At 35.3% G+C, this 12,369-nt stretch carries 10 protein-coding genes; 6 read left to right on the top strand and 4 right to left on the bottom strand.

The window, feature by feature from the left end; all coding sequences use genetic code 11:
* Positions 1 to 970: 970 nt before the first annotated feature.
* Entirely contained in the window at positions 971 to 1,747 is a 777-nt protein-coding gene (locus tag ACFIKI_RS06835; RefSeq protein WP_375666474.1) for a class I SAM-dependent methyltransferase, read from the bottom strand.
* A gap of 422 nt (positions 1,748 to 2,169) precedes the next feature.
* Between ACFIKI_RS06835 and ACFIKI_RS06830 the strand changes: the two genes are divergently transcribed.
* The 4 genes from ACFIKI_RS06830 to parE all read left to right on the top strand — a co-directional run bounded on the left by ACFIKI_RS06830 (position 2,170) and on the right by parE (position 6,680).
* A complete protein-coding gene (locus ACFIKI_RS06830; protein ID WP_375633780.1) occupies positions 2,170 to 2,796 on the top strand; it encodes a LemA family protein in 627 nt (208 codons plus the stop codon).
* A complete protein-coding gene (locus tag ACFIKI_RS06825) occupies positions 2,796 to 3,647 on the top strand; it encodes a TPM domain-containing protein (RefSeq protein ID WP_375666472.1) in 852 nt (283 codons plus the stop codon). The genes ACFIKI_RS06830 and ACFIKI_RS06825 overlap by 1 nt, the downstream gene beginning before the upstream one ends.
* 147 nt (positions 3,648 to 3,794) lie before the next feature.
* Positions 3,795 to 4,532, top strand: coding sequence for a lipoyl(octanoyl) transferase LipB (lipB, locus tag ACFIKI_RS06820; protein ID WP_375622362.1), 738 nt, complete (start codon positions 3,795 to 3,797; stop codon positions 4,530 to 4,532).
* Positions 4,533 to 4,613: 81 nt separating this feature from the next.
* On the top strand, positions 4,614 to 6,680 hold the full coding sequence (gene parE / locus ACFIKI_RS06815) for a DNA topoisomerase IV subunit B (RefSeq protein ID WP_375666471.1): 2,067 nt from the start codon (positions 4,614 to 4,616) through the stop codon (positions 6,678 to 6,680).
* A 17-nt stretch (positions 6,681 to 6,697) separates the two neighbouring features.
* Here parE and recJ read toward each other — a convergent pair whose 3' ends face one another.
* Entirely contained in the window at positions 6,698 to 8,482 is a 1,785-nt protein-coding gene (gene recJ, locus ACFIKI_RS06810) for a single-stranded-DNA-specific exonuclease RecJ (RefSeq protein ID WP_375666470.1), read from the bottom strand.
* A 294-nt stretch (positions 8,483 to 8,776) separates the two neighbouring features.
* Here recJ and rplM point away from each other — a divergent pair, with 294 nt between their 5' ends.
* Positions 8,777 to 9,241 carry a 50S ribosomal protein L13 gene (gene rplM / locus ACFIKI_RS06805; protein ID WP_015856544.1) on the top strand — a complete coding sequence of 155 codons (465 nt, stop codon included), beginning with the start codon at positions 8,777 to 8,779 and terminating at the stop codon, positions 9,239 to 9,241.
* 2 nt (positions 9,242 to 9,243) lie between these two features.
* Positions 9,244 to 9,729 (top strand): 30S ribosomal protein S9, encoded by a 486-nt coding sequence (gene rpsI / locus ACFIKI_RS06800; RefSeq protein ID WP_015856545.1) that lies wholly within the window; start codon positions 9,244 to 9,246, stop codon positions 9,727 to 9,729.
* 303 nt (positions 9,730 to 10,032) lie between these two features.
* On the opposite strand, the gene ACFIKI_RS06795 is transcribed toward rpsI, so the two are convergent.
* Both ACFIKI_RS06795 and ACFIKI_RS06790 read right to left on the bottom strand, forming a co-directional pair.
* Positions 10,033 to 10,398, bottom strand: a complete 366-nt coding sequence (locus ACFIKI_RS06795; RefSeq protein ID WP_273724078.1) for a response regulator — start codon at positions 10,396 to 10,398, stop codon at positions 10,033 to 10,035.
* A gap of 537 nt (positions 10,399 to 10,935) precedes the next feature.
* Positions 10,936 to 11,292, bottom strand: coding sequence for a hypothetical protein (locus tag ACFIKI_RS06790; protein ID WP_375666469.1), 357 nt, complete (start codon positions 11,290 to 11,292; stop codon positions 10,936 to 10,938).
* Between the last annotated feature and the right edge of the window lie 1,077 nt (positions 11,293 to 12,369).

Here is a 12,369-nt window from a genome sequence, read left to right as displayed (position 1 = left end):
TCGTATGGATAAAACTGTACAAAAAAGGACTAAAAACCTCTTTTATAAACCATGTCAAGGACTGTCGCAACATGAGAAATGGCAAAGTGTGTGATAGTGCAGGCTTATTCTTTTATGACGCGTAAAGATGAAGAACTCAATGGATTTATCATTAAGCTATTCCTACTAAACTTATAAAAATCTTAGACAGACAGCTGTCACAATCTATCATGATCGCAAAAATTAAACTCTATAGAAAATTAAAAAACTTATTCAACACATCACAACAGAGAAGAAATTGAGCTTTTTTGCTACTTCTAAAATTGTATTTAAAGCGCCAGATTTAAACCTAAAAAGCACATCTTCAATAAAACCACACAAGACTCGCCCTAACCCGTTATTTAAAATAAAAATAAAAGAAGTTTTCTTATATCAAAAAATTTAATTAACATATTGTTTTTATATTATATCTTTAAAAAAGAGAAATGCTCCATATAACATATTTATATTTTACTTTTTTGTTATATTGAATCTGAATTTAGAGATAATTTCAAAATGAGTTGTTTTTTAAAGGTGCTTCCAAGCCATTACCTTTTTTACTACAAATTTCTGATTATGATAATTTTTTATACTTTTTCAGTTGTTTTTGTCAAAGTTTATTAAAAACACTCTCATTTAATAATAAAAAACAATCATAAAAACAAAGAATTATCAAATATTTCTATTCAATCTACCTCTTCTTATTTTATAAAATAATCTGTTGTTAAACTGCAGTAAAGAAAGCGCTTCGATACTATAATGCAGTGCATAAATTTTCTATTTAAATTCTCTCATATCAAGTAAACAATGAAAATCAGACGTAATAAGATATCAACGTGAATGCTGAAGAAAAAAACCGTCCCCCTCAAAACCTGCCTTAATAAGGCGTTAATTTCCTGAATACCGCCCACTCTGATGTGCTAAAAGAGCAAAAGCAATCATCGATATGGGATTATCCTGCATACATATAGAGCTCACTTCGATACAAAAGCTCCAAATTGCCTTGCACTTCATATTTCTTTATCAATGCGACCAATTGCCGCAAATATTCTTCCCCATAGCAAGCAATAGCGCGTTGCGCTTGCGTTGAAGAGCGGCTCATTCCAATAAAAGCTTCAGATGGGATCATCATCGTCCAATTGTGCGCATGAAAAGAAATCTTTTCCGATTTTACCCCAAAGCCATCACTCATTTCCTGTAAAAAATCAAAATTACGATAATAACGAGAATAGTTCGGACTCATCTTCTCCAACAAGGTCTCATAAGCCTCTAGAAATTCGCTATGCTTGAAATCGCGATTATTTTGAATAACTGCCATGACACCATTGGCTCGAAGTTGATCTGAAACAGAACAAAGCAACTTAGGACGCTCCATCCACTGAAACGCTTGCGCTGCAATGACAAGATCAACCTCGCCAATTTGAGGCAAAAGCTCTTCGGCACGGCCCTGATACCACTGCACTGTAGGAAATTTTTTCCGCCCTTTCTTAATCATATCTGCCGATACATCGATAGCATGATATTGGTGCTCATTTCCTAAAAAATTAACAATTCCCTCTAATGCGATGCCTGTCCCAGCACCCACATCCACAATGGACAAATGCTTTTTGTTCTTAAAAGGATGGAGCATGGTTTTAAATAAAGTAAGGGGATAGCGAGAACGATAACGATCATAATCATTAGCCAATCCATCAAACTTTTCACTTTGCCGCTGAACACTTTCTATCATAGGACTTTCACCCTCCTTCTCAATTACTACCATACATAATTAAAAAGCCTTTTTTATCCAATGTATTAAACATAACTTCTAAAGGAGGAAAATAAGAACTGCCCTGACCTTCTATCTTTCCATAAGATTGATACTTACATTTTTCTCTTTTCCAATTGTTATCTGCACGTTTTGAAACCCAAAACTCCTACGAAAATAATATAATTTTCTGTAATAATAATTGATATAAATATTATTGATCTTTTATAAGATGACATCTATATTACTATTATTATTTTAATATCAACAAGTCACTTAAGCGTACCTAAAACGCATAGAGATATCAGTTTATTGATAAATACACCTGTTTATAAATTTCAAAATACTTTCCACCAAGAAAATAAACCCTATATAATACATAAAATATCTGTGGAGACATCTTTATGTTAAATGTACAAACTTCTTCAATGTTTAAAATATTAAAAAAATTTCCAATCGTGATTTTTTTGGCATGGTTAGTGCCATTTTTAAGTGGGTGCGGATTTAATACGATACCAACAAATGAAGAAAAAGCACATGCAGCATGGAGTGAAGTGCTCAATCAATATCAACGTCGTACAGATCTCATCCCCAATCTTGTAGAAACAGTTAAAGCTTACGCAGCTCATGAACAAAGTGTTTTCACAAATGTAATTGAAGCACGTGCTAAAGCAACACAAGTCAACATTAATGCAGATATGTTGAATAATCCAGAAGTTATGCAGCAATATCTCAAAAATCAAGCAAATTTATCAAGTGCACTTTCGCGGCTTATGGCTGTTGTTGAAAACTATCCGGATCTTAAAGCAAACCAAAACTTTCTTGCTCTTCAATCACAATTAGAAGGAACAGAAAACCGTATTTCCGTTGCGCGCCGCGATTATATTGAAACAGTACGTGCCTACAATACTGCACTCAAAACAATGCCGACGATGATTTGGGCAAAATTATGGTTTCGTGATGCTAAACCTATGCCAACTTTTACCATCGATACTGATAGCCAACAAACACCAAAGGTTAATTTTAATTAATGAAATCATTTCGATACTCTTTGCAACGTATTGTATTTTCACAATTATGGGCTTTTATCTGCTCTCTGTATTTAGTTGCTGCATTGGGAAGTATCGCTTGTTCGCAAATAAAATTTCCTCATTTAACAGGTTATGTTAATGATGTGGCTCATTTGCTCGATAATGCAACCAAGGAAGACTTGACAAAAAAACTGGCAGCACTCGAAGAGAAAACGGGAGATCAAATTGTTCTTGTGACACTCCCTACTCTTTCGGGCAACGATATAGAAACATACAGCAATTCTCTTTTTCGTACATGGGGATTAGGCCAAAAGAAGATCAATAATGGTGTATTACTGGTCATTGCACCGAATGAACGCACAGCACGTATCGAAGTTGGATATGGTTTGGAAGGAGAGTTAACAGATGCTCTTTCCTCTGTCATTATTAATAGCTTCATGATTCCTAATTTTCGCGAAGGAAATTATCAAAAAGGAATTGCTGAAGCAGTTGATGCAATTATCAAAGTTATTACAGAAAGTGATTCTGATTTTACTTTTCGCATCAAAGAAAAAGCTAAAATCGTTGAAGAACAACGTAAACAAGCTGAAAAAGAAGAAATGATTATAAATACAATCATGTTTCTCATTCTCTTTATAGTCGTTGGTTTGCCCATTCTTGCAATGATTTTTGGTAAAAAAGTGGGTCCACAAAAGTATCTCTGGCTGGGGATCATCTTCACACCTTGGTTTCTTAACTTAAGTGCCGGTGGCAGATATCCTGGTGGAAGGTTCGGAGGTCCTCGAGGTGGAGGGGGATTTAGGGGTGGTGGTGGATCATCTGGTGGTGGTGGTGCAACAGGAAGATGGTAAAAGGAACATGGATTTTTAAGCGTAGCAAATCTTCTTAAGATAAAATTTATGAACGTATTCTCTTTTATTCAACAATTCTATACCTTACTCTGTAATCACTTTGTATTGATTACAAAATAAACTCAAACATCAAGATAAATATTACCAATGACATTTGAATTGAAACATACAGATCGTAATCACTTATCACATCATTTTAATGCAATTCTAGGTAATCCACCCGTTGAATGGAAGATAAGTGATCATCTAGTTGAGTATCCTGAAGCTCTGCGTTATATGCAAGAACGTGTAGAAAAAATTCTTGCAAAAACCGCGCATGAACAAGTTTGGCTTCTTGAACACCCTTCCCTTTATACAGCGGGAACGAGTGCAAATAAAAAAGATCTTTTGGCGCCTAATTTATTCCCTGTTTATGAAGCAGGACGTGGAGGTGAATTTACATATCACGGTCCAGGACAGCGTATTGCTTATATCATGCTTGATCTTAAACGCCGGAAACAAGACATTCGTGCTTTCATTAGTGCATTAGAAGAATGGATCATACAGATGCTTGCCAACTTTAATATTAAAGGCGAACGCAGAGAAGATCGCGTTGGTGTCTGGGTTAAACAATCTCATTGCCCATCAAAACAAAATGATCTTTCTTCCGAAGATAAAATTGCAGCTATTGGCATTCGAGTGCGAAAATGGATAAGTTTTCATGGAGTTTCTATCAATGTTAATCCTAATTTAGCCCATTATTCAGGAATTGTTCCTTGTGGAATTACAAACCACGGTGTAACAAGCTTTCTTGATCTAGGTTGCCCTGTAACAATGCATGATATTGATATTGCTCTCAAACACGCTTTTGAAAAAATTTTTGGTCCAACAATCGATGTTTCCTAAGTGCATTGATTTTTAAATAAAAAACAGGCATAAAATTATTTTAATAAATATTTGATTTTATGAGGTGGATAGTTAAACGCTATGAGCGATAACAAAAAGGATCTTTTTAGTGTTTTAAATAAAGCCCAATCTCGGGTAAATACAAAAGAAAACACTCTGCAGTCTCCAATGAAATCAAACGCGATGATTTCAAGAAAAAGTGCAAAAGATACGCAAGAAGATGACTATAATGCCCTCTCTATTCGAGTTCTTGAGGGTTTAGAGCCGGTACGTTTACGCCCTGGAATGTATATTGGTGGAACAGACAGTAAAGCACTTCATCATTTATTTGCCGAAATTATTGATAACGCGATGGATGAAGCTGTTGCGGGTTATGCAGATTCTATTGAGGTCTCATTAGATAGGAACGGTTATATAACCGTTACAGATAATGGACGCGGTATTCCTGTTGAAAATCATCCTCAAATGCCTGAGAAATCGACTCTTGAAGTTATTATGACACAACTCCACTCAGGGGGAAAATTTGATGGAAAAGCTTATCAAACTGCTGGTGGACTTCATGGAGTAGGAATTTCTGTCGTCAATGCTCTTTCTGATGATATGGAAGTTGAAGTTGCCCGAGAACGAAAACTGTACCGCCAACGTTTCTCACGCGGTATTCCTCAATCTGGATTGGAAGATCTGGGAGATGTTTATAATCGTCGTGGTACGCGCGTTCGTTTTCATCCTGATCATGAAATTTTTGGTGAAAAAGCAGCTTTTGACCCAGAAAAAATCTATAAGATGACATGCTCCAAAGCCTATCTTTTTGGTGGCGTAAAAATTCGCTGGTCTTGTGATCCCGTCATACTTGAAGGCGCAAAAAATATTCCTGAAAAAGCTGTTTTTCATTTTCCCGATGGGCTTAAAGACTATTTACTTTCGTCACTAAAAGATGAATATCGAGTAACGTCAGAAATTTTTTCTGGCAAAACACAACACAATAATGGCCATGGCTCCGTTGAGTGGGCTATCGCTTGGCATGGTGGTGATTCTTGTGTGCAATCTTACTGCAATACGATTCCTACAGGAGAAGGCGGAACACATGAAATAGGATTACGTCAAGCTCTTTTGCGTGGATTGAAATCCTACGCTGAGTTAATAGGAAACAAGCGCGCAGCGATTATTACGTCTGACGATATTATGATTTCAACAGCCGCAATACTTTCAGTCTTTATCAGTAACCCTGAATTTGTTGGACAAACAAAAGATCGATTAGCAACCATTGAAGCACAGCGTATCGTTGAGAATGCAATCCGCGATCCTTTTGATCATTGGTTAGCAAATTCCCCACAAGAAGCAACTAAACTTCTCGATTGGGTTATCGAACGTGCTGAAGAACGTGTTAGACGACGCCAAGATAGAGAAATAAGTCGAAAAACTGCTGTCCGTAAATTACGTCTGCCCGGTAAACTTGCAGATTGTAGCCAAAACCATGCTTTGGGTGCTGAACTATTCATTGTTGAAGGGGATTCTGCAGGAGGATCTGCTAAACAAGCAAGAAATAGAGCAAACCAAGCAATTTTACCTCTTCGTGGTAAAATCTTAAATGTCGCCAGTGCTGCACATGAAAAAATGAACTCAAGCCAAACAATTAGCGATCTTATCCTTGCTCTTGGATGTGAAACACGCTCCAAGTATCGTGAAAAAGATCTCAGATATGAACGTATTATCATCATGACAGATGCTGATGTTGATGGTGCTCATATTGCGTCACTGCTCATTACCTTCTTCTTTCAAGAAATGCCTGACCTTATTCATCAGGGACATTTATATCTTGCCGTCCCTCCCCTTTATAGAATATCGCAAGGAGGAAAAGTTGCTTATGCTCGTGACGACATTCATAAGGATGAATTGCTCAAAACTGAATTTACTGGAAAAGCTAAAATCGAAATCGGGCGTTTTAAAGGGCTAGGTGAAATGCGCGCAGAACAACTTAAAGAAACGACTATGCATCCTCAAAAACGTACATTGCTTCGTGTTTCTATTGATGCCGTGGAAATGCAAGAAACGAAAAAGACTGTAGAAAGTCTCATGGGAACAAAACCAGAAGCACGATTTCGTTTCATACAAGAAAATTCTACTTTTGCTTCTAATCTAGACATCTAATGTAAAAAATATCCCTTTCAAACCACCGCGGCTGCGTCAATCACGCGCAGCTGCGGATTGATCGTTCCATTCCAATAATTCAAACTAAGATGACCAGCTAAATGAATCATTTCACCAATATTTTCAAAAAGAAAATCACCAAGCGATGTCCCTACAGCACGAAAAGCTATTCCTTGCAGTTTTTTTCCTTCAATATTAGATACAATGAGGCGAAGATGTCCTTTACCAACTTCAGATAGATTCACCAGTCGATGAGAGGGAAGAACAAAAACAGGTGTTGTATTCCCTGCCCCAAATGGCCCTGCTTTTTCAAGCAATTCAAACAGCGCTTCATTAACACCAGAAGCAGAAAGAGAACCATCTATACTAAGAGATTTTTTTGCACGCAACTGTGAAACCATTAAAGAAACTTTTTCTTCTAGCCATTTTCGAAAAATTTCAATTTTTGTTGATTGAATTGTAATTCCTGCTGCCATACTATGTCCCCCTCCTTTTTCTAATAAATTTAATGTAACAGCTTCACGAACGAGTGCTCCTAAATCTATACCATTAATTGAGCGTCCCGACCCTACGCCATTTCCATCTTCTTTCAAAGCAATAGCAAAAACAGGGCAAAAAAAACGCTCTTTGAGACGGGAAGCAAGAATACCAATAATTCCCGGGTGCCATTCTTTATGAGAAATTACAAGTGACAATGGTATTTCTTGATCTTGATAAAGAGAAGAAATGTAAGATTCTGCTTGTGCTAATTGAATGTTCTCCATTTCTTGGCGTTCTTGATTAAGCCGATCTAATTGTTCTGCTATTCTGTCCGCTTCATCTTTATTCTCACAGCTAAGCAAACGTGCTCCCAAAGCTTGATCACCAATGCGCCCTCCTGCATTAATTCTAGGACCTAAAAAAAAACCTAAATGAAAACTATTAAGCGGCTCCCCTATTCGTGCAACCTTTGTTAAAGCTGTTATTCCTAGATTATGCATAGAACGAGCAACTTGAAGCCCTTTTATCACAAAAGCACGGTTAACCCCCTGTAATGGAACGACATCACATATGGTTGCCAATGCAACAAGATCAAGCATACTTAAAAGATCAGGCAGCTGCCCTTGGAATTGTTTTTTCCGCAGCAAATGATGAACCCAAGCTAACGTAACAAAAACAACACCCGCTGCACATAAATGCCCCTGTTTAGAAAAATCATCAGGGCGATTAGGATTGACCAGAGCAACAGCTTCTTGATGAATCTCTGACATTTGATGATGATCTAAAATCACCACATCAGCACCAGCAAGCCTCGCTGCTTTTACGGCATCTGGACTGTTTGCGCCACAATCAACAGTGATAATTAACCGAGCGCCTTCTTGCACAAGCATCCTCATTGCTTGTTCATTCGGACCATAGCCTTCAACAATACGATCAGGAATATAAATTTTGACTTCAATACCAAAATAACGAAAAAAACGCGCTATCAGTGCCGATGAACAAGCCCCATCAACATCATAATCACCAAACACAGCAACCTGCTCTTGATCGAGAAGAGCTTTAACAATGCGCTCTGCTGCGCATTGCATATCTCTAAAACTTTCTGGATCAGGCATAAGCGTACGCAATGTCGGATTAATAAAATCAACAGCCTCAGCTTCATCCACATCTCTTGCTGAAAGTACTCGAGCTAACTGATCTGGAAAACCAAATTTTTGAGAAATAGCGCGCGCATTATTTATCCCTTGAACATCAAGGGCATCTAACCAAGCTTGACCACAAGCAGAAGATTCAACATTGAGAAAATAACGAGGACACTGCATTATTGTTTATTTTATAATGAAGAACGATAAAATACAATCATGCGTTAAAGATAAAATAGTCTTTTGCAACATTCATTTTAAGTTTAAATGGTCCACGAACTTCTTTTCATGTGGTATTATAATACCCCTCTCATAACATGCTGTTTTATAAAGTTTTTATTTTCTCTTGACGTCAATCAAAAGACATTATATCAGAGCAAGTAGTATGCGTTAAATATTTCGCTATGGTAACAATTTTCAACGCAAAACAGTAAAAATTCCCTTATATAAAGGGTTCTAATAAAGGATACTTCTATGGCAACTTTTTCACAAAAGCCAACTGAAGTGGTGAAAAAATGGGTTATTATTGACGCAGAAAACCTTGTTTTAGGTCGTCTTGCCACATTTGTTGCGAACCGCTTACGTGGCAAACATAAAGCTACATTTACTCCACATGTTGATGATGGTGACAACGTTATTGTCATTAATGCAGATAAAATAGCTCTCACTGGCAAAAAATATACGGATAAAAAATATTATTGGCATACCGGCTATATCGGTGGAATCAAACAACGTACAGCACGTCAACTTCTTGAGGGGCGTTTTCCTGAACGCGTTATTGAAAAAGCGGTAGAACGTATGATTCCTCGTGGGCCTCTTGGTCGCCGTCAATTGAAGAATCTACGTGTTTACGCTGGAAGCCAACATCCACATGAAGCACAACAGCCTGAATCTCTTGACGTTGGTGCTTTAAACCGCAAAAACAAAAGGATTGCTTGATTATGGCTGAAATTAATTCTCTTTCTGAGCTTAGCATAGTAACAAGTATTACAGAAACACATGAAAATGTTGTTCCTGTTCATGTGCAAAAGCTTGATTCACAAGGACGTGCTTACGCAACAGGAAAGCGTAAAGACGCTGTTGCACGTGTATGGATTAAACCAGGTTCTGGAAAAATCACGATCAACAATAAGGAATTCGACAAATATTTTGCTCGTCCTGTTCTTAGAATGATTCTTCGTCAACCAATTGTTGCAACAAATAGGGATACCCAGTTTGATATTATTGCAACCGTTGCAGGTGGTGGTCTTTCCGGACAAGCCGGTGCAGTGCGCCATGGCATTTCCAAAGCTTTAACCTATTACGAACCAGAACTTCGCTCAATCTTGAAAAAAGGTGGGTTTCTTACCCGCGATAGCCGTGTTGTTGAACGTAAAAAATACGGTAAAGCAAAAGCCCGTCGTTCTTTCCAATTCTCAAAGCGTTAATTTCAATTTTTGCACAATGCATAAAGCCTCGAACAAAAACGGGGCTTTTTTAAACTGCTAAAACAGACGTTTCGTAGAGACAAATTTACATCTGTTAGAAGAAAACAAGAATGCAAAACAACCGCATCTCCTTAGACAAGGACTAAAAAGTAGATCAAAAAATTCAAAACCTCAGTTTCAATTTTTTAAATTTATTTTGCTAATAGGCATATCCACATGCTAAAGCACAAAAATATCTGCACGATAACTTTAGCAATCTTATAAATTTTTCAATGTTTTTTTCTATCATCACTTAACAAAGCTTTAATCCAAGAAGTGCTTTACCATTGTGATAAAATGCGGAACAGAAATAGGCTTTGACATATATTCTTCACATCCACTGGCACGAATTCGCTCCTCATCGCCTTTCATAGCAAAAGCTGTTACAGCAACAACGGGAATCGATCTTAGTTCTTCATCTTCTTTTAATTGTTTAATAACATCTATTCCAGAGACCTCTGGCAACTGGATATCCACAAGGATAAGAGATGGCATTGATGAACGCGCTAAATCTAATGCCATAAGACCATTACGCGTTTCAACAGTTTCATAACCACTCGCTTCTACAAGATCACGGAATAACTTCATATTAAGCTCATTATCTTCCACGATCATGACTTTTTTTGACATTAGTATAACTTCCACCCTTCTTAGACAAAATAGAAATGAATCTACATTCTATTTGCTTAAGATAAAATGATAAAAAAAATTGTAAACCACAAAGAGATTAAAAGCTTCCAATAAAAGCATTTTTTGCAAATATTTATAAAACGCATCGCTATACTTTTTCAGTTCATCAGCACAAAATCCACAATAACCATAAGTATTGTATTGCCCTATATTTTTTCAGTGAATAAGCACCGTTTATGAATATCTCAATTAAAGCATATACATTTTCATCATAGAAAAAATATCAAATACAAACTCAGCTCAAATGCATATTTTGAAGAGAAAAAATTTAATTAACTTTAAAAAGCAGCTGATTATTTAAATTTAATACCCCCTATGCTGCCATCCCCCCAACAATATCTTAATGATATTAAAGGATAAATTTACCAATATTATTAAAAGTAAAAATAAATAAACCGTGATTAAACCTCACGGTTTATTTAATATAAAACATTCAATAACAGAACAATTCAAAATTTATCAAGGAAATATCTTTTACTACAAAGCCCATACACTTCGAGCAAAAGCAGTGAATGTTCTTTCACCTACGCTTTTGCCAGGATCCGGTGGCTGTCTAGTAAAGAAATATACAAGATATGCGATGAAACCAAAAATCGCTGTCTCCATCCCCATTAAAGCCGCAACTTTGTGGACATTTTTTTCAGTGCTTGGTCTTCCAAATTGGTTAATAATCATATCAACAGCTTTAATAACTCTATTTTCCTGTGACATTATAGAAGTAAAACCAGCATTTTGAAATCTATCATTTAAAGAATCAGCATTGACTCTTAAAACCTGTGAAAAGAAAATAACTACTGCAACAACACATAACATACAATTTTTAAATATTTCCATTATATAACACCTATTATAATATTTAATAAAATAATTTTTTTACTGTATCCTCTAAAAAAACATCACATCATCTATCGATAATGTGTGTTTAGCTTCTAAGAATAATAATATAACAAAAAAATTTAATTATTATTTTGTATTATATTATATATACAATATATACATTACGTATTTATTTTGGTGTTGTCAATTATTTTATTTGTATTTTATATTGTGTAATTTAATGGTAAAAATATATTAAAATATAATTTATATTATTGTTTTTATTATATTTTTGTTATTAACTATATTATTAACTATAATAGTTATGATTAAAATTATAATTATATAAATATTAATATGTTGCTTTTTAGTTACACATAGTATTTTTTATTTTTGTCTATAATAGAAATCTTTTTAAAGTTTACAAAAAATCCAAAAACTATTTTATAGAAATATTACAACAAAATAATTTTTCCTTAGTATAGATTGAGAAAAATATTTGCCCCAGCTACAATTAGCGTAAACACCGGCTTAACTCTTTGATTAAAAAAGCTAAATTAGGTAAGATAAGGGATAACTTTGGTGAATGCGCCAAATCTAATGCCATAAGCTATTACATATTTCAACGATTTCACAGCCATGCGTTTCTACAAGAACGTGGAATAATTTTAATAAAGTTCATTGTCTTCCACAATTATAACTTTCTAATATTAATATAATTCTACGACTTTAAGATAAAATAGAGAAATAAAAATGAATACACCTTCTTTCTAACCAAGATAAAATGATTTAAAATATAAATCATAAAAAATTTAATAATGTCTAATAAAAGCATTTTTGCACAAACCTTTGTAATGCTAATCGTTATACTTCTTCAGTTTATCAAAATGATAATCTAGAATAGCCATAAAATTATATGATCGTATATTTTTTGAGTTGATACGAAAAATTTATGGATATTCAAATCAGCTCATGCCCCTTTTCATCTTTACAAGGCATTGATTTATAATAATAATTAACTGTTTTGTATGTTGAATGAGAGTCCCGAATAACGTAGGATTCTCTCATTTCAAATCTGTTTATCTTGAATCAACT

This window comes from Bartonella sp. TT121SHDZB, assembly GCF_042193415.1.
GTDB lineage: Bacteria > Pseudomonadota > Alphaproteobacteria > Rhizobiales > Rhizobiaceae > Bartonella.
This window is presented reverse-complemented; position numbering and strand designations above follow the sequence as displayed.

What these genes read in the sequence shown, in the direction of transcription:
- ACFIKI_RS06835 (WP_375666474.1), bottom strand. Translation starts at nt 1,747, where the DNA reads ATGATAGAAAGTGTTCAGCGGCAAAGTGAAAAGTTTGATGGATTGGCT.
- ACFIKI_RS06790 (WP_375666469.1), bottom strand. Translation starts at nt 11,292, where the DNA reads ATGGAAATATTTAAAAATTGTATGTTATGTGTTGTTGCAGTAGTTATT.
- recJ (WP_375666470.1), bottom strand. Translation starts at nt 8,482, where the DNA reads ATGCAGTGTCCTCGTTATTTTCTCAATGTTGAATCTTCTGCTTGTGGT.
- ACFIKI_RS06825 (WP_375666472.1), top strand. Translation starts at nt 2,796, where the DNA reads ATGAAATCATTTCGATACTCTTTGCAACGTATTGTATTTTCACAATTA.
- parE (WP_375666471.1), top strand. Translation starts at nt 4,614, where the DNA reads ATGAGCGATAACAAAAAGGATCTTTTTAGTGTTTTAAATAAAGCCCAA.
- lipB (WP_375622362.1), top strand. Translation starts at nt 3,795, where the DNA reads ATGACATTTGAATTGAAACATACAGATCGTAATCACTTATCACATCAT.
- ACFIKI_RS06830 (WP_375633780.1), top strand. Translation starts at nt 2,170, where the DNA reads ATGTTAAATGTACAAACTTCTTCAATGTTTAAAATATTAAAAAAATTT.
- ACFIKI_RS06795 (WP_273724078.1), bottom strand. Translation starts at nt 10,398, where the DNA reads ATGTCAAAAAAAGTCATGATCGTGGAAGATAATGAGCTTAATATGAAG.
- rplM (WP_015856544.1), top strand. Translation starts at nt 8,777, where the DNA reads ATGGCAACTTTTTCACAAAAGCCAACTGAAGTGGTGAAAAAATGGGTT.
- rpsI (WP_015856545.1), top strand. Translation starts at nt 9,244, where the DNA reads ATGGCTGAAATTAATTCTCTTTCTGAGCTTAGCATAGTAACAAGTATT.